20 protein-coding genes are annotated in these 21457 nt (G+C 64.8%); 14 read left to right on the forward strand and 6 right to left on the reverse strand.

The features are described from left to right. Positions 1-286: 286 nt before the first annotated feature. The 7 genes from P6U31_RS35250 to P6U31_RS35280 all read left to right on the forward strand — a co-directional run bounded on the left by P6U31_RS35250 (position 287) and on the right by P6U31_RS35280 (position 9892). Positions 287-1504, forward strand: coding sequence for an acyl-CoA dehydrogenase family protein (locus tag P6U31_RS35250; protein ID WP_407186192.1), 1218 nt, complete (start codon positions 287-289; stop codon positions 1502-1504). A gap of 58 nt (positions 1505-1562) precedes the next feature. Continuing rightward, positions 1563-2543, forward strand: coding sequence for an amino acid--[acyl-carrier-protein] ligase (locus P6U31_RS35255; protein ID WP_407186193.1), 981 nt, complete (start codon positions 1563-1565; stop codon positions 2541-2543). Positions 2544-2580: 37 nt separating this feature from the next. Beyond that, complete coding sequence (locus P6U31_RS35260) at positions 2581-3456, forward strand: acyl-CoA acyltransferase (RefSeq protein WP_407186194.1); 876 nt, start codon at positions 2581-2583, stop codon at positions 3454-3456. 247 nt (positions 3457-3703) lie between these two features. Further along, complete coding sequence (locus tag P6U31_RS35265; RefSeq protein ID WP_407186195.1) at positions 3704-6571, forward strand: PAS-domain containing protein; 2868 nt, start codon at positions 3704-3706, stop codon at positions 6569-6571. Positions 6572-6777: 206 nt separating this feature from the next. Then, positions 6778-7755, forward strand: coding sequence for a Bug family tripartite tricarboxylate transporter substrate binding protein (locus P6U31_RS35270; protein ID WP_407186196.1), 978 nt, complete (start codon positions 6778-6780; stop codon positions 7753-7755). Positions 7756-7892: 137 nt separating this feature from the next. Then, on the forward strand, positions 7893-8378 hold the full coding sequence (locus tag P6U31_RS35275) for a tripartite tricarboxylate transporter TctB family protein (RefSeq protein WP_407186197.1): 486 nt from the start codon (positions 7893-7895) through the stop codon (positions 8376-8378). Between the two features lie 5 nt (positions 8379-8383). After that, the gene (locus P6U31_RS35280) at positions 8384-9892 is read left to right on the forward strand and encodes a tripartite tricarboxylate transporter permease (RefSeq protein WP_407186198.1); all 1509 of its coding nucleotides are present in this window, start codon (positions 8384-8386) and stop codon (positions 9890-9892) included. A 40-nt stretch (positions 9893-9932) separates the two neighbouring features. Here the strand turns inward: P6U31_RS35280 and P6U31_RS35285 are convergent, their stop codons facing one another. Continuing rightward, positions 9933-11627: an EAL domain-containing protein gene (locus P6U31_RS35285; protein WP_407186199.1), complete on the reverse strand. Its 1695-nt coding sequence runs from the start codon at positions 11625-11627 to the stop codon at positions 9933-9935. Between the two features lie 221 nt (positions 11628-11848). Between P6U31_RS35285 and P6U31_RS35290 the strand changes: the two genes are divergently transcribed. Continuing rightward, the gene (locus tag P6U31_RS35290) at positions 11849-12109 is read left to right on the forward strand and encodes a hypothetical protein (protein ID WP_407186200.1); all 261 of its coding nucleotides are present in this window, start codon (positions 11849-11851) and stop codon (positions 12107-12109) included. Positions 12110-12115: 6 nt separating this feature from the next. Here P6U31_RS35290 and P6U31_RS35295 read toward each other — a convergent pair whose 3' ends face one another. From P6U31_RS35295 to mtgA, 3 genes are all read right to left on the reverse strand, one after another. Then, positions 12116-12769 carry a hypothetical protein gene (locus tag P6U31_RS35295; protein ID WP_407186201.1) on the reverse strand — a complete coding sequence of 218 codons (654 nt, stop codon included), beginning with the start codon at positions 12767-12769 and terminating at the stop codon, positions 12116-12118. 143 nt (positions 12770-12912) lie between these two features. After that, positions 12913-13095: a 50S ribosomal protein L32 gene (rpmF, locus tag P6U31_RS35300; protein ID WP_007598106.1), complete on the reverse strand. Its 183-nt coding sequence runs from the start codon at positions 13093-13095 to the stop codon at positions 12913-12915. A gap of 169 nt (positions 13096-13264) precedes the next feature. Beyond that, positions 13265-13939: a monofunctional biosynthetic peptidoglycan transglycosylase gene (gene mtgA, locus P6U31_RS35305; protein WP_407186202.1), complete on the reverse strand. Its 675-nt coding sequence runs from the start codon at positions 13937-13939 to the stop codon at positions 13265-13267. Positions 13940-14100: 161 nt separating this feature from the next. Here mtgA and P6U31_RS35310 point away from each other — a divergent pair, with 161 nt between their 5' ends. Next, positions 14101-15024 carry a polyprenyl synthetase family protein gene (locus tag P6U31_RS35310; RefSeq protein ID WP_212280062.1) on the forward strand — a complete coding sequence of 308 codons (924 nt, stop codon included), beginning with the start codon at positions 14101-14103 and terminating at the stop codon, positions 15022-15024. A 9-nt stretch (positions 15025-15033) separates the two neighbouring features. After that, positions 15034-15726, forward strand: a complete 693-nt coding sequence (locus tag P6U31_RS35315; RefSeq protein WP_407186203.1) for a DUF1345 domain-containing protein — start codon at positions 15034-15036, stop codon at positions 15724-15726. A 153-nt stretch (positions 15727-15879) separates the two neighbouring features. Here P6U31_RS35315 and P6U31_RS35320 read toward each other — a convergent pair whose 3' ends face one another. Then, positions 15880-16308: a GFA family protein gene (locus P6U31_RS35320; RefSeq protein WP_407186204.1), complete on the reverse strand. Its 429-nt coding sequence runs from the start codon at positions 16306-16308 to the stop codon at positions 15880-15882. A gap of 94 nt (positions 16309-16402) precedes the next feature. On the opposite strand from P6U31_RS35320, the gene P6U31_RS35325 reads away from it, so the two are divergent. The 3 genes from P6U31_RS35325 (at position 16403) to P6U31_RS35335 (ending at position 19453) form a co-directional block, all read left to right on the forward strand. Next, entirely contained in the window at positions 16403-16777 is a 375-nt protein-coding gene (locus P6U31_RS35325) for a nuclear transport factor 2 family protein (protein ID WP_008540543.1), read from the forward strand. A gap of 164 nt (positions 16778-16941) precedes the next feature. Then, a complete protein-coding gene (bla, locus tag P6U31_RS35330) occupies positions 16942-17799 on the forward strand; it encodes a class A beta-lactamase (RefSeq protein ID WP_407186205.1) in 858 nt (285 codons plus the stop codon). 46 nt (positions 17800-17845) lie between these two features. Beyond that, a complete protein-coding gene (locus tag P6U31_RS35335) occupies positions 17846-19453 on the forward strand; it encodes a Na+/H+ antiporter (RefSeq protein WP_407186206.1) in 1608 nt (535 codons plus the stop codon). Here the strand turns inward: P6U31_RS35335 and P6U31_RS35340 are convergent. Beyond that, a complete protein-coding gene (locus P6U31_RS35340) occupies positions 19448-20293 on the reverse strand; it encodes an N-acetylmuramoyl-L-alanine amidase (protein ID WP_407186207.1) in 846 nt (281 codons plus the stop codon). The two genes, P6U31_RS35335 and P6U31_RS35340, sit on opposite strands and share 6 nt — an antisense overlap. Before the next feature lie 307 nt (positions 20294-20600). Between P6U31_RS35340 and P6U31_RS35345 the strand changes: the two genes are divergently transcribed. Next, positions 20601-21371, forward strand: a complete 771-nt coding sequence (locus P6U31_RS35345) for an outer membrane protein (RefSeq protein WP_407186208.1) — start codon at positions 20601-20603, stop codon at positions 21369-21371. The last annotated feature ends 86 nt before the right edge of the window (positions 21372-21457 follow it).

Consider the following 21457-nt stretch of genomic DNA (forward strand, 5'->3'; position numbering starts at 1 on the left):
AATGGGCGGCAGCAATACTTCCCGTTTCTTAGTAAACGATGACTCAGATTGTCTGGAATTCGGGCATCTTCCAGATTCCTAATGCGATGTGCGAAAATCGGCGGATGCAAACAACCGGCCTTTAACTGTTCATTCGGAATTGGGCTTTGTTTACCCTCTATTTCATCGACGAATTTGAATTAAATCCGTAGCCTCGTCTCACAAGCAAAGATGACCGGAGGATCGCTTTCAGCGGTATCGCTCATGATGCCGGCGATCTCGAACGGCAAGCCGGAGGCGGACGAGTATGAACGTGCGTGAAGCAGTCCTCACTGTCGACGAAACGCAGACGAGCTTGCTCGAGCAGGGACCTTCCCTGATCGAGCGCGCCGCCCGGACTGCCGCTGCCGCTGCGGCCGACGCCGACGAGGTCGATCGCGACGCCCGTTTCCCGCACAAGGCGTTCGAGGTCGCCCGCGAACAGAAGCTGCTCGGCGTCATGATCCCGGTGGAGTTCGGCGGCTTCGGTGCCTCCATCTACGACGTCACTGACATCTGCTACACGCTCGGACGCGCCTGCGCCTCGACGGCGATGATCTACGCGATGCATCAGACCAAGGTGGCCTGCGTCATCAGGCACGGCCACGGCATCCCCTGGATGGAAACCATGATGCGCCGGGTCGCCCGCGACCAGTGGCTGCTCGCCTCCTCGACCACCGAGGGCCAGAACGGCGGCAACATCCGCGCCAGCGCCGCTGCCGTCGACCACGCCGGCGACACTATCTCGCTGGTCCGCGACGCTACCGTGATCTCCTACGGCGCCGAGGCCGACGGCCTCGTCACCATCGCCCGCCGCGCCACCGACGCTGCCGCCTCCGATCAGGTGCTGCTGGCACTCGCCAAGGACGATTATTCGCTGAAGCGGACGCTGGGCTGGGAAACGCTCGGGATGCGCGGCACCTGCTCGACCGGCTTCGAGCTGAAGGTCGACTGCCCCGCCGACCGCGTCTTCCCGGAATCCTATGACAAGATCCATGCCCAGACCATGACGCCGTTCGCGCATCTGTGCTGGTCGTCGGCCTGGGCCGGCATCGCCGCCGCAGCCGTCACCCGCGCGCAGGCCTTCATCCGCAAGGCGGCGCGCTCGTCCGGCGGCCAGATGCCGCCGGCCGCGGCGCATTTCACCGCAGCCAAGATGTCCCTGGCCAAGCTGCGCGCGCTGATCGCCGCCAACATCGAGGCGTTCGCGCGCGCCGAGCATGACGAGCGCGCGCTCGGCTCGCTCGACTTCCAATCCTCGATCACGCTTTTGAAGGTGCAGGCCTCCGAACTCGCGGTCGAAACCGTGATGCATGCGATGCGCACTGCGGGCCTTTCAGGCTACCGCAACGACGGCGAGTTCACCATGGGCCGGCACCTCCGCGACGTATTGTCGTCGCCGATCATGATCAACAACGACCGCATTCTGACCAACGCGGCGACCTCGACGTTGATGAGCGGCGTGCCGTCGAGCCTTCGCGATTGACGCGTGCCTTGCCGACCAGACCAACAAGAACCATTTCGAGATAGCAGGACATCGACCCATGAATATTGCCGTCCTCCCCAATTCGCCGGAAACCGCGCCGCAAATCGTTGATCCGCTCGACCATCTCGCCGACAAGCTGTTCCATCGCATGGGCGCCGACGGCGTCTATGCGCGCACCGCACTCTATGAAGGCGTGGTCGAGAAGCTGGCCGCGCTGATCACTGGCCATCGCGAGACAGGCACTGAGGTGATGCGCTTCCCGCCGGTGATGAGCCGAGCCCAGCTCGAAAAATCGGGCTACCTCAAGAGCTTTCCGAACCTGCTCGGCTGCGTTTGCGGCCTGCACGGGACCGAACGCGAGATCAACGCCGCAGTGAGCCGCTTCGATGCCGGCGGCGACTGGACCACCTCGCTGTCGCCCGCCGACCTCGTGCTGTCGCCTGCCGCCTGCTATCCGGTCTATCCGATCGCGGCGAGCCGCGGACCTTTGCCGAAGGGCGGCCTGCGCTTCGACGTTGCCGCCGATTGCTTCCGCCGCGAGCCGTCGAAGCATCTCGACCGCCTGCAATCGTTCCGGATGCGCGAATATGTCTGTATCGGCAGCCCCGACGACGTCGCCGATTTCCGCGAGCGCTGGATGGTCCGCGCACAGAAGATCGCGACCGACCTCGGCCTCACCTTCCGTGTCGACTACGCCAGCGATCCGTTCTTCGGTCGCGTCGGCCAGATGAAGGCAGTGAGCCAGAAGCAGCAGCAGCTCAAATTCGAGCTCCTGATTCCGCTGCGCTCCGAAGAGCAGCCGACCGCCTGCATGAGCTTCAACTATCATCGTGAGCATTTCGGCACGACCTGGGGCATTCAGGACGCCAATGGCGAGCCGGCGCACACCGGCTGCGTCGCCTTCGGCATGGATCGCCTGGCTGTCGCCATGTTCCACACCCACGGTACCGACATTTCCGCCTGGCCCGCCAAGGTGCGTGACGTCCTCGGCCTGCAGCCGCTGGCACCGGCCGATGCCCATGTCGAGGGCTGGCGCTAATGGAACGAGGCCGGTCATTTCCACGGGCAAGACGAGCGTGATCCACACCAAGATCCGATGCCGCGAGATCACAGAGTCCGACGCTGAAGCGATCGCGGACTTGCTGACGCGCGGCTTCGTGGGCCGATCGCGCAATTATTGGATCCAGGGCCTGCGCCGGCAGGCTTTCCGCGACGTGCCGGAGGGCTATCCGCGCTTCGGCTACATGCTCGACCATGACGGCACGCCGGTCGGCGTGCTGCTGCTGATCTACACCGCGCGCAAGGACGGCGAAGAGACCGCCATTCAGTGCAATTTGTCGAGCTGGTATGTCGATCCGGCCTACCGCAACTACGCTCCGCTGCTGACCAAGATCGCCCAGCGGCACAAGGACGTGACGTATTTCAACATCAGTCCGGCGCCGTGGACCTGGCCGATCATCGAGACCCAGGGCTTTCGCGCCTATTGCCGCGGCATATTCTTCTCGGCTCCCGCACTGGCACGCGTCCCGCGCGGCAGCCGGATCGAGGTCATCCCGCCTCACGCCAAGACGATCGAGGGACTTTCCGAAGCCGAGACCGAGCTGCTGACGCGGCATGCGCGTTACAATTGCCTCAGCCTGGTTTGCCGCACGCCGAAGGGAACATTCCCCTTCATTCTGCAACCGGTGCGCATCCGCCGCGGCTTCATTGCGCCGCCTGCGATGAAGCTGATCTATTGCCGCAGCGCCGCGGAATACGCCGCCTGTGCAGGCCGTATCGGCCGGCTGCTGCTGCGGCTCGGCAAGATCGCGGTGGCGGTCGATGCCAACGGCCCGATTCCCGGCCTCCTCGGTATTTATACCGAGCGGCGCGGTCGCAAATATTTCCGGGGTCCGCACCGGCCGCAGCTTGGCGATCTCACCGACACGGAACTCGTGTTGTACGGGCCTTAGGGCAACGCCGGCTCTGTAACCCGCATGAGCGTGGCGACATGCGGGAACACCCATTTCCGGATATCGCTGCGCTCATGCGGGCTGCAGCCTATCGCCCTGTCGGCCGGCCATTTGCGCGCCCTTTGTCTATCGCCGGTCACCCTCCGTAAACTACGGCGCTTAAGGGAATTTTCCCGCCTCTTCGCTACCCTCGGCGGCTGAATTAGGTTGCGTTAAGTCTATTGCTCGCCGAGATCCCGCCGATCCCATGATGTCGACCTGCGACAACGAGCTTGGTGCACGCCGCGAGCAGGGTCCGGAGGCCCTGGTCGCGCTGAGCCAGCTCGCGCTCGACCACATGGAGCAGGGCGTCTGCGTCTACGATGCCGACAACCGGATCGTGCTGGTCAATCAACGCTACCTGTCCCTGTTCGACATGTCGGCCGACATCGTGCGGGTGGGCACCAGCTATCGCGAGGTGCTCGCACACAGCGCCGGACGCGGCAACTTTCCGGAAAGCGAACTCGACGCGCTCTACTTGGCGCGGATCGCCCAGATCGCCGCGGGCAAGCCGTTCCGGACCGAGCAGCGGCTTGCGAGCGGCCTCGTCATGTCGCTCGAGCTGAAGCCCCTTCCGGGCGGCGGCTGGATGACGATCTGCGACGACGTCACCCGCCTCGCCCGGCTCGAAGCGGAATTGCGCGTGCAGACCGAGCGCAGCCAGCACGCGCTCGCCAACATGTCGCACGGCCTCATCATGTACGACGCCGACAGCCGCGTCGTCGTCTGCAACGACCGTTTCCTGAAGCTCTACAACCTCGATCCCGAGATCGTGCAGCCCGGCGTCTCGCATCGTACGGTGCTCGACCATTGGGTGTCGCGCGGCAACAAGCCGGGCATGCCGGCCGACGAATTCCACAACTCCCGACTGGAGGACGTGCGTACCAGACGGGCGAAATCCCTCTTAGTGATGCGTTATGACGGACGCATGGTGCAGACGGTTTCCCGCTTCCTGCCGGACGGCGGCTGGGTTACCGTGCACGAGGACGTCACGGAGCGGCTGCAATACGAGGAAACGCTGCGGCAGCAGAACTTCATCCTCGATGCGGCGCTGGAGAACATGGCGCACGGGCTCGCGCTCTATGACAGCGACATGCGCCTTCGCGTCTGCAACACCACCTACCGCAAGATCTACCTGTTGTCGCCCGAGGAGACGCGACCCGGCACGCACCTCGCCGAGCTGATCGAACGCGCGATGGCGAACGGCGCGTTTGCTTCTGAATACAGCCCACAAGAAATCCTGGAAGCGGCCCGCGCGCGAATCGCGAGCCGCGACTGCTCGCCGATGCGTCGGCGCATGTCGAACGACACCGTAACCTCGGTGCGCTATTGCGCGCTGCCCGAAGGCGGCTTCGTCGCCACCTATGAGGACATCACCGAGCGCGAGCGCGTCATCGAACAGCTGAGCGAGCAATACCGCCGCTTCGACGCGGCGCTGAACAACATGAGCCAGGGCCTGTGCATGCTCGATGCGAGCCTGCGCGTGATCGTCTGCAACCGCCGCTATATCGAGATGTACGGCCTGTCGCCCGACATCGTGAAGCCCGGCGTGTCGATGCGCGAGATCATGGAGCACAGCTGCGAGCTCGGCATTCACCCGAACATGACGGGGGCCAAGCTCTATGCCGACTATGTCGAGCGGCTGCGCGAAGGCGAGCATACGCTGCATCGCCATCTGAGCGACGGCCGCATCATCAAGCTCAATCACAAGCGGATGGAGCATGGCGGCTGGGTCGTCACCTATGAGGACGTCACCGAGCGCCACAAGGCCCAGGCCCGCGTGGCGCACATGGCGCGGCACGATTCGCTGACCGACCTGCCCAACCGCACGCTATTCCGCGAGAAGATGAGCGAGGGTCTGAACCAGGTCGCGATCGCCGGCGGCGCGATGGCCGTGCTGTGCTTCGACCTCGACAATTTCAAGACCGTCAACGACCGCCTCGGCCACGCCGCCGGCGACCGCCTGCTGCGCTGGGTCGCGGCACGCCTGAAGGAGAATGTCGGCGAGCACGACACCGTCGCGCGCCTCGGCGGCGACGAATTCGCCGTTCTCCAGCGCGGACCGCAACCGCAATCGGCGGAAATGCTGGCCAGACGCCTGGTCGAGGTTCTCGGTCATCCGCCGCCGCTGGAAAGCCAGTCGATCCATGTCGGCGCTTCCGTCGGCATCGCGATCGCGCCCGATCACGGGCTCGATGCGGACGAACTGATGAAGTGCGCCGACCTTGCGCTGTACCAGGCCAAGGCCAGGGGGCGCGGCGCCTATCAGCTGTTCGAGCCCGAGATGGAGGAAGAGGCGCGCAGCCGGCACGCGCTGGAGCAGGATCTGCGCGGCGCATTGGAGGCCCGCGAATTCCATCTGGTGTTTCAGCCTCAGATGCGGCTCGATTCGTCGGAGCTCACCGGCTTCGAGGCCCTGCTGCGTTGGAAGCATCCTTCGCGCGGCTTCATCTCGCCGGCCGAGTTCGTTCCGATCGCGGAAGAGAACGGCTTGATCGTTCCGATCGGCGAATGGGTGCTGCGGACGGCCTGCACTACGGCCGCGTCATGGCCGGATGTCACGGTCGCCGTGAACCTGTCGCCGGTGCAGTTCCGCTCGCGCGGACTGGTGGCAATGGTGACGAGCGCGCTTGCGGAGGCCGGCCTGTCGCCGCAGCGGCTCGAACTCGAGGTCACTGAGACGGCGCTGCTCGACGACAGTGAGGCGACGATCGAGATCCTGCACCAGCTCCGTGCGCTGGGGGTCCGCGTCAGTCTCGACGATTTCGGCGTCGGCTATTCCTCGCTGAGCTATTTGCGCAAGTTTCCGTTCGACCGCATCAAGATCGACCGCTCCTTCGTCGGCACGCTCGGCGAAAGCCCGGAGAGCGTCGCCATCGTTCGCACCATCGCAAGCCTCGGTTCCGTGCTCGGCGTCGAGACCACGGCGGAGGGCGTGGAGACCGAGGAGCAACTCGACTTCGTGCGCGAATGCGGCTGCACCGCCGTGCAGGGCTATTATTACGGCAAGCCGTGCCCCGCATCGGAGGTCGGCCGCACCATCGAGACGCTGAACACGGTCCGGCGCGTCGCGTAACGGCTTTCCGCCGTCTCAAATTCCGCCTCTCGGCACGCGACCAAACGACGAATTGTCGCATGCAGCAGTTCTGCAGGGATTGCCGCACCGATCGCCGCGCGCGGTCGGCGCAATGCGCTTTTCTTCTCGCTCGATTTCGGGAACAATCACCTCACAAGAAAGAGAAACGACGGCCCGAGGAGGCTGTCGCGAAGGGAGGAATTGCGATGCCGCGATACGGGCTGAAGACGATCGCATTTGCCGCGATGCATGTTGTCATGGGCGCATTGGTCTCGACCGTGGCTGGCGCGCAGGATTATCCCAGCAAGCCGATCACGCTGATCGTGCCGTGGCCGGCCGGCGGATCGACCGATATCTCGATGCGCGCCATTGCCGACAGCGCCTCGAAGGTGCTGGGGCAGCCGATCGTGATCGACAACAAGGCCGGCGGCGGCGGCACGGTGGGGCCGGCGACCATGGCAGCGGCCGCAAAGCCGGATGGCTACACCATCTCGCAGATTCCGATCACGGTGTTCCGCCTGGCCTTGATGCAGGAGGTATCGTGGGATCCGGCCAAGGATTTCACCTACATCGTCCATCTCACCGGCTACACCTTCGGCGTGACCACGAGTGCGGAGTCGCAGTTCAAGAGCTGGAAAGACGTGGTGGAGTTCGCCAAGGCGAACCCGGGCAAGGTGACCTATGCCACGCCCGGGGCCGGCACCTCGCTGCATATCGGCATGGAGCAGATCGCCGGGATGTCCGGCATCAAGCTGACGCAGGTCCCTTTCAAGGGCGGCGCGGAAACCAACGCTGCGGTGCTGGGACAGCACACCATGCTGCAGGCCGATTCCACGGGATGGCGACCGCTGGTCGATGCCGGCAAGCTGCGGCTGCTGATGGTGTGGACCGGCTCACGCTCGCCGAACTACCCCGACGTGCCGACGCTGAAAGAGCTTGGATATCCCATGGTCTATGATTCCCCGTTCGGCATCGCCGGCCCGAAAGGCATGGATCCGAAGATTGTCGCCAAGCTGCACGACGCTTTCAAGAAGGCGATCGAGGACCCCGCGGTGATGGCGACGCTCGCCAAATACGACATGGTGCCGAACTACAAGAACACCGAGGACTACAAGAAGTTCGTCGTCGAAGTCACGGAGTCCGAGCGCAAGGTGATCGAGACGCTCGGGCTCGCGAAGAAGTAAAGTTGTGTTTGCCGTCATCCTGAGGCGCGAGCCGCGCTTGCGGCTCGCCTCGAAGGATGGATCGGGGCACCGTCGCCTTTCGAGCGCCGATTAAGCAGCGGCCGCCTCGGGGTGACGGTGATCGAGAGGTGCTTCAAATGAACGACCCAACCAACGTCAAGCTCCGCCTCAGCAACTCCGAACTGTGGGGCGGGCTGATCGGGCTCGCGCTCGGTGGCTTCGTGATCTGGTCGGGCATGAAGCTCAAGCTGGGCACCATCAACGATCCCGGATCGGGCTACGTGCTGTTCTACACGGGCATCCTGATGTGCGTGTTCGCCGGCGCCATCATCGTCTCGGCGGTTACCGAGGGCGGCCCGACGCTGGCCTCGCGCTGGGAGAACGTGCGCTGGAGCAAACCGCTGCTGCTGATCGCTTGTCTTGCGGCATTCTCCGTCGCGCTGGAGCCGCTCGGCTTCCTGCTGTCCTCGATCCCGTTGATGCTGCTGCTGTTGCGACTGATCGATCCGGTCCGATGGACGCTGGCGATTCCGATCGCCGTGCTGGTGCCGTCAGGCATGTGGTGGGTGCTCAAGCGGCTGCTACTGATCCAGCTGCCCTCAGGCCTGTTCGGGATCGGCTGACCCCCATGGATACGCTCGTCAATGTCGCCCATGGGTTCGGCGTCGCGCTGCTGCCGATCAACCTGCTCTATTGTTTCATCGGCGTCTTCATCGGCACGCTGGTCGGCGTCCTGCCGGGCATCGGGCCGATCTCGGCGATGTCGCTCTTGCTGCCCGTGACGCTGTCGGGAACGCCGGAATCCGGCATCATCATGATGGCCGGCATCTATTACGGCTCGATGTATGGCGGCTCGACCACCTCGATCCTGGTCAATATCCCCGGCGAGGCGGCTTCCGTCGTCACCTGCATCGACGGCCACCAGATGGCAAAGCAGGGCCGCGCCGGCCCTGCGCTCGGCATCTCGGCCTTCGGCTCCTTCATTGCCGGCACGTTTGCACTGATCGCCTTGATGCTGGTCGCGCCGAAGCTTGCCAGCGTCGCCATCGCGTTCGGGCCGGCCGAGTATTTCAGCCTGATGGTGCTCGGCCTCGTCGTGCTCACCTTCCTGACGCAGGGCTCGATGCCGAAGGCCCTGCTGATGGCCTGCATCGGCGTCGTGCTCGGCCTGATCGGGCTCGACAGCATCACGGCGCAGCCGCGGCTGACCTTCGGCCGCATGGAGCTGATCGACGGCATCGGGCTTGTCCCCGTGGTGATGGGCTTGTTCGGCGTTGCCGAGGTGCTGCTCAACACCGAGCAGGCGATCAAGCGCGACATCATCAACACCAGGATCACCCATCTCCTGCCCACCAGGGAGGACTGGACGGCGAGCGCACGTCCGGTCGGCCGCGGCACCCTCGTCGGCTTCTTCCTCGGCATCCTGCCGGGCGGCGGCGCGGTGGTGGCGTCGTTCGCCTCGTACGCGCTGGAGAAGCGGCTGTCGAAGACGCCCGAGCGTTTCGGCCATGGCGCGATCGAAGGTGTCGCGGGGCCGGAATCGGCGAACAACGCCGCGGCGGGCGGCGCCTTCATTCCGCTGATGACGCTCGGCATCCCGCCCAACGTGGTGATGGCGCTGCTGCTCGGAGCCTTCGTCATTCACGGCCTGCAGCCGGGGCCGCTGCTGATCACGCAGAACCCCGGCCTGTTCTGGGGCATCGTCGCCAGCATGTATATCGGCAACGTCATGCTGCTGATCCTGAACCTGCCCATGATCGGCATGTGGGTGCAGCTGCTCAAGCTGCCCTACAACATCCTGTTTCCCCTGATCATCCTGTTCACGATCCTCGGCGTCTACTGCTCCAGCAACAACGTGTTCGACGTCTATGTGATGATCGCGTTCGGGATCATCGGTTATTTCATGCGCAAGCTCGGCTACGAGCCGGCACCGCTGGTGCTGGCCTTCGTGCTGGGACCGATGATGGAGAACAATTTGCGCAAGTCGCTGATCCTGTCGCAGGGCGATCTCTGGACCTTCGTGCAGCGGCCGATCTCGGGCGCGTGTCTTGCGTTCGCGCTGATGCTGCTGATCGCGCCGTTGCTGCCGTCACTGCGCAAGAAGCGCGAGCTGGTGGCGCTGGACGAGGGGGCGTGAGAAGGGTGAGCAAAGTGCCGCGTGCCCACCCTGCGGCATCTCAGCTCGCCGCAGGCAGCACATTGTCAGGCGGCGCATCCCACGGCCGCTCGGCCGAGGCAAGGCCGATCAGGCGGCCCTGGATGTAGTCGCAGCCCCACTCGCGCAACATGTTGGCGGCCTCTTCATCCTGCACCCATTCGGCGACCGTCTTGATGTCGAGGCGGCGGGCGAGGTCGATCAGGGTCTGCACGAAGGCGCGGTCGTCGGCGGAATGGGTGATGTTCTGCACGAACGCGCCGTCGATCTTCACGATATCCACGCCGAGCTTGCGCAAATTGCGGAACGAGGTGTAGCCGGCGCCGAAATCGTCGATGGCGATGCGGCTGCCGAAATGCTTGAGGCGGCCGACGAAGGCGCGGACGTCATCGATATCCTGGATCGCGACCGTCTCGGTGATCTCGACGATCAGCCGCTCGGCAACGCCGGGATGCGCCTGCATCAGCGATTCGATGCCTGCCCACCAGTCCGGATCCATGGTGGTGTCGGGCGAGATATTGAGACTGAGGCAGATGTCCGGGGCGGCAGCAAGCTCGGCGACAACGAGCTCGAGCACGCGATGGTCGACCAGGCGGATCAGGCCGAGCCGTTCGGCCACCGGCACGATGTCGGGCGCGAGCAGCACCTGACCGTCGCCCTGGTCCATCCGCACCAGGCATTCGTGGAACGCGCGCTCGCGCGAGACGGCCGAAACCACCGGCTCGTAGGCGAGCTTGATGCGGCGCTCGTTCAACGCGGTGACGATCTCGTCGGTGACGCGGATGTTGACGCGGCGCTGCGCGTCGCGCGCGGCATCCGGGCGCCACGCCGCGAACGAGCCGGCGCGGCGGCGCTTGGCGGCGTCCAGCGTCTCATGGGCGCGGTTGACGGCCTCGTCGGTGCTGCGGGCATAGCGCGGCACGCTGACCGCACCGATGGAGGCAGTGACCGAGACCGGACCGGACTTGGTCGGCACCACCTCGTCGCGGATGCCGGCGAGAAAGCGCTCGGCAGCGACGTTCATGTCGTCGACGGTGCAGTTCTTCAGGATCAGGCCGAACTTGTTGCCGGAGAAGCGACCGAGCACGTCGCCGCCGCGCAGGCGCGAGCGAATACGCTTGGCGATGTCGAGGATCACGGCATCGGCGACGTCGAAGCCGAAGGCGTCGTTGACGCGGGCGAGATGGTCGATCCCGACCAGCATGAACGCCGCGGTCGAGCGGAAGCGCGTCGTCTCCTCGATCGCCTCGGCCAGCGCCGCGATCAGGTGCGCGCGGTTGAGCTCGCCGGTCAACGGATCGAGCCGGGCCAGCCTGGTCAGCTCCTCGTCGCGGGCATGGCGCTCATTGTTGATGCGAACGGAGCCGATCGCGCGCGTGGGACGGCCGTCGGGGCCGGCGAACCAGCGGCCGGTCTCCTCGATCCAGATCACGGTATCGGAGGCGCTCATGCGCACCCCGTACTCGATCCGATAGGGCGTGCCGTCGGCGCCGTGCACGGCGGACGTCTGCGCCAGCGCGGCGGTCCGCAGCGCCGGCCCGGGCTCGATCAGCTTGGCGAATTCGGCTCCGGTCGCCAGCCGCTCGGCGGGAATGCCGGGAAAGACGCTGGAGATCTGGTCGCTCCAGGCGATCGCATCACTGCCGATGTCCCAGGCAAACACGGCTTGGCCGAGGGCGGCCAGGATGTCGGAGGCTTGCGGTAATGCGGGGTTCAAAATCGCCTCGTTTCGGAACAGCAGGGAATCCTGAGCCGGCACAGGATAAAGCCAGATTCGACTTCAACCCTAGGCAAAGTTGATAAACAATTTGGAAACCACGTTTGTCGGGGCGGGGGAACCAAACCAGCCCGTCCGGCATAGGCCTTGCGAGTACATGGCACGCACCGGCGCCAGCGTCCCGAAACGCGACAATCTGCGCCGGATCAACGGTGATAGCGATGTTAGGTACTGATCGATCGGACGGGGCGGACAACGGCACGGGCACGGCCCTGGTGCCGCTGATGCCGACATTGCGGTGGGTCCGCAAGGCGTCGCTGCCGCGCCCCGATCCCAGCTTCATCACACAATTGATCGCCAATGCCGAGCAGCTGCCGCAGACCAGCCGGCTCCGCCGCGCCTCTTCCGAGGATGCGCGGATGGCCTATGGCAGCAAATGCCCGCTGCAAAGCGTCAGCGCGCGGACACGGCAGGTGGCGTGAGGCCGGTCAGCGCGGCGGCGTGTCGGAAGACGGCGGCGTGCCGTTACCCGGCTGCAGCTGCGGCGAGGGAATTTCCGGCGAGGGCGTGCTTGGTGCGGGCTTCGGCGCAGGATGATCCATCAGCACGGATTCCGCGACGGATTGCGCCGAGGGTGCGGGAGGCTCGACCGGGGCCGGCTGCGGCGCAATCACCGGTTCGAACTTGCGCGCGGACGCCACATCCTCCGCCGGCGCTTCGGCCTGACGCTTGGCCTTGCGCGGCACCGGCACCGTCGTCTCGGCCACATAGGTGACGCGGCGACGCGTGCGCTGGGCGATGCCGCCGAGGAAATCGGCCATCGCGAGCAGCACCAGCAGGAAATAGGTCGAGTTGCCGAATTTGGGCCACATCACGAATTCGGCGGCCGCCGCGCCGAACACGATCAGTGACAGCAGATGGTCCATCAGGAATTTCGAGCCGGGCCGCGCGCCTTTGACCACCTCGAGCAGCAGCAGCACCACGCCCAGCGCGAGCAGGAGATCGGCGAGCGTGACCGGCCAGCTCTCGCCCGTGATCATCGGCACCTTGAACAGCACGTCCGAGAAGGACACGCTGGGCATCAGAAAGGCGATGATGTTGTACACCGCGAGCGGAATCAGAAGCAGCGGGAAACCGACCATCGGCAAAATGCCTTCTCGATCATGATATCCGGACAGGACAATGCGGCGGCGGAGTATTCGCTCCGCCGCCGTCACTGTCTATCTCATGGCTGGGCCGAAATCAGGCAGGCGATATCGTCTTGCCCGGAGAAAGATCCTGAGGCTCAGGACTCTTTCTTCTTCAGGACCTGCCGGCCCTTGTACATGCCGGTCTTGAGGTCGAGATGGTGCGGACGACGGAGCTCGCCGGAGTCCTTGTCTTCCACATAGGTCGGCTTCTTGATGGCGTCTGCCGAGCGGCGCATGCCACGACGCGACGGCGAGGTTTTTCTTCTCGGAACGGCCATTTCAATATCCTCTAGGGATTGGTGTCATCAGGGCATCGTCCGCGAAGGGACGGCTCAGCACCCGCAATACGAGGCGAGCTGAATGCCGATCAAGGCCGGGCTTATAGAGGAAGGCTGGCCGTAAAGCTAGGCTCTTGGGCCGGAAAATGCGCCCGAAATGGGCTCAAAATCAGCGATTTTCCCGCCAGCAGGTCGCAAGCGAGCTCGCCTGCCCTCGCGCCATGTAGGTCGCCGCCAGCCGCCGGACACCAGGGCCGGGGGTTTTGGCGCTGCGTTTGACGGGATTCGGCAGGATCGAGGCCAGAAGGGCCGCCTCACGCGGGGATAGGCTGGCGGCCGATTTGCCGAAGGCATAGGCGCTGCCCGCCGCCACGCCAAACTGCCCCTGCGGGCCGAGTTCGGCGATGTTCAGGTAAATTTCGAGTATCCGGGCCTTGGGCAGGACGAGGTCGATCCACAGTGCCAGCGGGAATTCGAGCGCCTTGCGGACGAAATCCCGCCCCTGCCAGAGGAACAGGTTCTTTGCGACCTGCTGGGTGATCGTGGAGGCGCCGCGGAAGGCGGTGCCGTCCTCCTTTGCATCGTCGATCGCCTCGCGCAACGCGCCCCAATCGATGCCGTGATGCTTGCAGAAATGCGCGTCCTCCGCCGCAATCACCGATCGCGGCAATGAGGGCGACATCGCCGCCAGATCGATCCATTCCCGCTGCATCGGCGCACCGCGAAGCGAACGCCAGGCCATCAGCGTCGAAACGGGATGGCCGGTGCGGTAGAGTGGCGCGATCACATAGGGCGCGAGCAGCGCGACCGCGAGCACCAGGAGAACGATTTTGACGATGCGCAAATCAACCTTTCCGGCGCAAAATGAAACGCGGCCACCGAAGCGGGCATTAAGTCTGTGATAATTCGGGCCTTTTCCAGCAGTTTTTAGGCCTTCCAAACGATTGACTGGGGCGGGCGCATAAAGGATTGTCCGGCCGAATTTTAGTTCTGGAGCCCTTCTTGATGACCGGCACGTCCCCGTCCGATTTCGCCAAGCGTCTGGACAAGACCGCTGATGACACCGAGGCCCTGCTCGGGCGCCTGTTGTCGGACGACATCCTGCACGATGAGATCGCCCGGCCCAAGCGACTGATGGACGCAATGCGCTATTCGAGCCTGAACGGCGGCAAGCGCCTGCGGCCGTTCCTGGTGGTCGAGAGCGCCGCCGTGTTCGGTGTTCCCCGCGAGGCGGCCCTGCTCGTCGGCGCCGCGCTCGAATGCATCCACTGCTATTCGCTGATCCATGACGATCTGCCGGCGATGGACAATTCCGACCTGCGCCGCGGCCGCCCCACCCTGCACAAGCACACCGACGACGCGACCGCGATCCTCGCCGGCGACGGCCTGCTCACGCTCGCCTTCGACATCGTTACCCGCGACGAGATCCATCGCGACGCCAATGTGCGGCTCCTCTTGACGCGCGCGCTGGCGCGCTGCGCCGGCATCGGCGGCATGGTTGGCGGCCAGATCCTCGATCTCGCCGGCGAAGGCCGCTTTGGCGGCAACGAGCCGATCGATGTCGCCCGCATCCAGCAGATGAAGACCGGCGCGCTGCTGCGCTACGGCTGCATCGCCGGCGCAATTCTCGGCCAGGCCTCGCAAAAGGAATATCAGGCGCTCGACGATTACGGCCGTGCGCTCGGCGAAGCCTTCCAGATCGCCGACGATCTGCTCGACGTCGAGGGCGATGCGGCCGCGCTCGGCAAGCCGGCCGGCGCCGATGCCGCGCTCGGCAAGACCACCTTCGTGACCCAGCTCGGCATCGAAGGCGCCAAGCAGCGCGTGCGCGACCTGCTCGCCCGGGCCGACAGTGCCGTGTCGATCTTCGGCGACCGCGCCGCCGTGCTGCAGGCCGCCGCGCGATTCGTCGCCGAGCGGAAGAACTGACCCGCCTCGATGGTGGCCGAGGGCAAAGAAGACCCCGTCCTCGCCCGCTTCCGCAAGATGTCGCGGCCGGTGCGGCTGATCTATGCCCGGCCCCGGACTTTCATCGCGCTCGCCGCCGGCATCCTGGTCAGCCTGCTGTTGCCGGGCTCGTACCGGCTGGTAACGCGGCTTCTGTTCGGCTGGGATGCACTGATCGCGGTCTATCTCGTGCTGGTCTATGCGATGATGCTGTGCAACGACCACCAGCACATCCGCCGCGCCGCGGCGATGCAGGACGACGGCCGCTTCGTGATCCTGCTGGTGACGGCGACCGGCGCCTTCGCCAGCATCGCAGCGATCGTCTCCGAACTCGGCACGCCGCATCGCGGGGTCCTGGAGCTGTCCATCGCGATCACCACGATCGCGCTGTCATGGGCCGCCGTGCACACGACCTTCGCGCTGCATTACGCGCATGATTATTATCGCAGCGCCAGGCCGGGCGGCTTGCAATTCCCGAGCGGCGACAAGGAAGACCACGCCGACTATTGGGACTTCGTCTACTTCTCGTTCGTGATCGGCATGACCGCGCAGGTCTCGGACGTCGGCATCACCGACAAGACGATCCGCCGCACCGCCACGGCGCATGGGATCGTGTCGTTCATCTACAACACGGCCCTGCTGGCGCTGACCGTCAACATCGCGGCGAGCGCGATTTCGGCCTGATCCGTCGGCCGTGCCTGGCGCGCAATTGCGCACGGGCCGGGATCAGGTAATTCGATCCTTCGACCTCGATGCCGTGTCCGGCGTCGTGGACCACGGCGATGTCGGCCGTGCGGTCGTGGTTCGCAGCCGGACAGGTGCGCAGACCGAATTCCCCTAGCCATCACCGATATGCCCCCGATATTGCGGCAGATTGTCTGTAATTTCGTGCCAAGGCGCCTTCGAGGCCACGAAAATATGGGCGCTCGGCCGGATCGAGGGGGCGTCGACCAGGGTTCCCATGGCGACATGGACCCATTGTCCCTCACGCACCCGGGAATAAAGCAGCGAGCCGCATCGGCCACAATGGGCGTCATGAGTGGTGTCGTCGCCGAAAATCATTCGCTCGTCCCCACCCTGGACAATGCGGAGCTTGTCATGCGCAATGCCGGCGAACGGCTTGAAGGCGGAGCCGGTGGTGCGACGGCAGTTCGAGCAGTGGCAGTTCATCGCATAGGAGAAAGCGTCGGCCACCTCGAAGCGCACGGTGCGGCAATAGCATTCGCCGATCAGGATGCGAGCGTTCGAATTGTCTGATCCGGTCATGGCGAGCCTCGGCGCAAAATGGCGAACACAGCCATAGCGCATTTTGACCTGTACGACTAAGTTCGTCCCAAGCCATCATGCAAAGGGACAACCCATGAGCCAGAACCGTTCGAGCGTGGAAGCCGTCGTGCAGTCCTATTTCGATGGTCTTTACGAGGGCGACGCCGAAAAGCTCGGCGCCATCTTCCATCCCTCCGCGGATTTGCGCTGGGTCGAGAAAGGTGAATTGCAGGTGCTGACTGTGCCGGACTGGCTCGACCGCGTCCGCAAGCGCCCGTCCGGCAAGGCCGAAGGCAAGCCGCGCGAGGATTTCATCGTCACCATCGACCGCTCCGACGACAAGACTGCCTTCATCAAGGTCAGGTGCCAACTGCCCCCACGCTATTTCACCGACTATCTGGTCGCGATGAAGCTCGCCGACGGCTGGCAGATCGTATCGAAGTCGTATCGATATGACCTGAGGGAGTGAGGAGGCTCGACCTTCCGCTGCCCGAAATCGGACGCACTCGCTCTCCATTTTCCGTCATTGCGCGCGAAGCCAAGCAATCCAGAGTCTTTCCGCGGAGGCAGACTGGATTGCTTCGCTGCGCTCGCAATGACGACGACCCACCCTTATCTCACCCAAAGGACCCCATGCCTCTTGACCGCCGCTCCCTGCTCGCCTCGCTTTGTTGGATGGCCGCATCTCCTGTATTCGCAGCCGAGCCACCGCCCGAGCTCGAGGCCTATGAACGCGAGAGCGGCGGGCGGGTCGGGGTTCATGCCGAAAATCTCGCAACCGGCAACAAGCTCGGCTGGCGCGCCGATGAGCGCTTCGCCATGTGCTCGACCTTCAAGGCCTCGCTCGCGGCCTGCGTGCTGGCGCGGGTGGATCGGGGCGAGGAGCAACTCGCGGCCATGATCCCTTACGAAAAGGCCGACCTGCTGGAGTATGCGCCGGTCGCCAAGCAGAATCTTTCGGCCGGCGCGATGTCGGTCGCCGAGATGTGCAAGGCAATCGTCGAGCTCAGCGACAATACCTGCGCCAACCTGCTGCTGGCGCGGATCGGCGGGCCAGCTGCCCTCACGACATTCTGGCGGTCGCTTGGCGATAACACTTCGCGGCTCGATCATAATGAGCCCGAGCTCAACCGTTCACCGCCTGGCAATCCCCAGGACACCACGACGCCGGCAGCGATGGCGGGCAATTTGCGGCGCCTGGTGGTGGGCGAAGCCCTGTCGCCGGCCTCGCGTACCCTGCTCACGGATTGGATGGTGAACTGCAAGACCGGCGCAAACCGGCTGCGCGGCGGCCTGCCCGCGGGCTGGACCATCGGCGACAAGACCGGCTTCAACGGCAAGGACGCGGCCGGCGATATCGTCGTCGCCTGGCCGAAACCCGACACGCCGATCCTGATCACGGCCTATGTCCAGGGTGGCGCGCCGACCGCGGCGCAGATCGAAGCCGTGTTCGCGAGAATTGGGCGGATGGTGGCGGAGCGGCTGGCGTAAGCCGCGCATTGACGTCGCAGTTGCTTCCGGTTCAAGACAGACCCTCATGGAAGCGAAGTTTCAGACCTTTCTCATCCTGCTCGCCGTCCTGGCAGGCGTGGCGCTGGCCGCACGCCGCTTCAACATCGCTCCTGCCATCCTGCTGATGCTGGCCGGCGTCGGCCTCGCCTTCGTGCCGGGCATGCCCGCGGTTGAACTGCCGCCGGAACTGGTTCTGCTGATGGTGCTGCCGCCGCTGATCTACTCGGCGAGCGTCGCCATGAGCTGGCGCGAGTTCAAGAACAATCTGCGACCGATCGTGCTGCTCGCGGTTGGCGCCGTGATCTTCACGGCGGCGATGGTGGCGGCCGCCACGCACTACATGATCGGCCTGCCCTGGACCATCGGCTTCCTGCTCGGTGCCATCGTCGCGCCGCCCGACGTGGTCGCGCCGCTCGCGATCGCGCGTCGGCTCAACATGCCGCGGCGGCTCCTCGTCATCCTCGAGGGCGAAGGGCTCGCCAATGATGCCACGGCGCTGATTCTCTACCGCTTCGCGCTCGCCGCCATCATGGTGGGGCATTTCTCGCTGCCGCTCGCGGCCGGCGAGTTCCTCCTCATCGTCGCCAGCGAGATCGCCTTCGGCATCGGCGTCGGCTGGCTCTCCCTTCGCTTCCGCAAATGGTCCGGTGACCCGCAGGTCGAACTGACGCTGTCGCTGATCACGCCTTACGTCTCCTACTGGCTGCCCGAGCATGTCGGCGGCTCCGGCGTGATCGCGACCGTCGCCTGCGGGCTCTATGTCAGCTGGAACGGCCCGCTGCTAATCTCGTCGGCAACGCGCCTGCAAGGCATCTTCTTCTGGGACCTCGTGATCTACCTGATCGAGGGCGTGCTGTTCCTGCTCACCGGCTTCCAGATGCGCGCGCTCTACGAGAAATCGAAGGCGTTCCCGCTCGACGACATCCTGATCGCAACCGCCGTGGTCCTGGTGATCGTGGTGATCGCGCGCTTCGCCTGGCTCTATCCCGCAACCTATCTGCCGCGAATGCTCAGCAAATCGCTGCGCGCGCGCGATCCCTCGCCGCCATGGCAATGGCCGTTTGTGCTCGCCTTCACCGGCGTACGCGGTGCGGTGTCGCTCGCGGCCGCGCTGGCGCTGCCGTTCATGCTGCCAGACGGCGAAGCGTTTCCGTATCGCGACCTGATCCTGTTCGTGGCCTTCGGCGTCATCTTCGTCACGCTGATCGGCGTCGGCCTCACGCTGCCGCCGGTGGTGCGCTGGCTTGGGGTCGCGGAGGCCGGCCGCCACGAGCATGCCGCCGAGCACGAGGCCGAGATCGCCGCCCGCCGCCAGGCCCTCGACGCCGCGCTGAAGTCGCTCGATGCAATGACCGCAGACCAGGAAATCTCCGACGAGGTGATCCGGCTTCTGCGCGCGCGTCACGACATCCGCGTCAACCAGCTGCCGGATTCACTCGATCCCGCCCATCACAACGTCTCCGCCGCCGGCACCGCGCTGACCCGCAAGCTGATCGCCGCCGAACGAAGGTTCATCCACGACCTCCTGCGCGACGGCCAGATCACCGACGAGACGCGGCGGCGGATCGAGCGCGACCTCGATCTGGAAGAGGCGAGTCTGGCGAATCGCGAATATCGCGGCGCGCCGCTATAGCGGCTTCGTCATTGCGGGCGCGACCGACCGCCTCTCGCAAAACTCCCCCATCGCCGCCGCCACGGCGCCCGCAATCAACTCCTGCCGCTCCGGCGAGTTCATCTCCATCTCCTCGTCGCGATTGATGATCGAGCCGGCCTCCAGCAGCACGGCCGCGCTTCTCGTTCGCGACAACACCACGAGCCCGTCATAGCGGTAGACGCCGAAATCCTTGTCGAGGAGCTGGCGCCGGTAGCGGCCCATCACCGGCAGCGTGTACTGGCTGGCATAGCGCAGGCCCTGCTCCTTCAATTGCCGGCCGATCATCCGGGCCAGCTTCAGGCTGGTGGCGAAGTGCGGATTGCGTTCGGAGACGAACAGCGAATGACCCGAAAAGCGGTCACTGAAATAGCTGTTTGCGCCGTCGAACTCCCAGACCTCGAGCAGCTTGTCGGGCACCGAATCATGGTGCACCGACAGCAGGAGATCGGCCCGGCCGTCATTGGCGGCACTGACCCGCTTGAACAGGCTCGGCCGCGCCTTGCCGTCCGTGACGAGCAGGCGGGTGGCCGCAAAGCCCTCGGCCTTCAGTTTCGCCGTGATGAGGCGCGCAAGCCGGAAGTTGAAGCCGAACTCGGGATCGTTGCGGGCGCTGAGCGCGCCATAGGAGTCCGGCGTATGCCCGACATCCACGACGATCCGGAATTTCGGCGCCTCGCATTTGGCCGGGGCTTGCGGCTGCCTCGGTTTGACCTTCGTGACCGCTCGCGCGGCAGCGGCCTCGCTGCCGCCGGCAAGCACAAGCGATGTTAGCAGGATGGACGCAAGGAACCCGGCTGCGATGCTCCACGCCCGCAACAAGCCGCTACTCCGTTGACCAAAAGCGCCCCAACGGTACGCCCGCACCTGTTGCGGTCTGACCTCGCTGAGGAATTCGTTGTCCGCGGCGCAGCATCGCTGGTCCCAGGGGACGGTTGCAGAGCTGGGCAGATTGACGCCACGCGATCAGGAGGTCAACGCATGCGATACGGATCCCCCTTGTTCTTGCAATGGAGCCGGGAATTTTGCGCAAGAGTGTTGCCGCCCGGTGACTGACAAACAGGCAGCCTGCCTTTATTTTAAGATGCAGATCATCGCTCGGGGTTACCTTTTTTCTAGGGGAATTCTCATGAAGCATTCGATTCTCACAGCCATCGCTGCCTCCCTCCTGTTCACGACGGCCGCGTCCGCTGCCGATCTCGCCGCACGACCCTATACAAAGGCTCCGCCCCCCGTGGTTGCCGTCTACGACTGGACCGGCTTCTACGTCGGCGGTCATCTGGGCGGCGCCTGGACCAACGAGCAATGGATCAACACTGCGAACACGACGGCGTTCGGCGATCTCTCCCCCGGCCAAGGCTTCTCGCAGCGCGGATCCGGCGTGTTCGGCGGCGGCCAGATTGGCTACAATTGGCAGGTCAATAATTTCGTGCTCGGTCTCGAAGGCACGATCTCCGGCATGGGCAACAAGGGCACCGTCGTCAACACCGTGTTCGGCGCCGGCCTCGATGACGTCTTCAGCTGGCGGACCAATTGGATGGCGACCGTGGTTGGCCGTGCCGGCGTCGCGTTCAACAACAATCTGCTCTACGTGAAGGGCGGTTATGCAGGCGTGAACAACAGATTGTCGGTCTCCGATACTGTCGGAACCACCGGTTCCGGCTCCCAGACAACGTGGCACAACGGCTGGACCGTCGGCGCAGGCTGGGAATACGGCATCACGCGCAACTGGATTGTCGGCGTCGAGTACGATTACGCCGCCTTCGAAACCAAGAGCTATCAGCTTGCCGGCGCTGCCGCGCCCGCGGTCTATACGTTCGACGTGAAGCCGAAGGACATCCAGTCGGTGGTTGCGCGGCTGAGCTACAAGTTCGGCGCCCCGGTCGTCGCCAAGTACTGATCCAAGGCTGCAGGATCAACCGACCATTTCTGCTTGCTAAGACGAAGGCCCCGACATTGTCGGGGCCTTTTGCTTGACCGACGTCG

The organism is Bradyrhizobium centrosematis (assembly GCF_045571495.1).
GTDB lineage: Bacteria > Pseudomonadota > Alphaproteobacteria > Rhizobiales > Xanthobacteraceae > Bradyrhizobium > Bradyrhizobium centrosematis.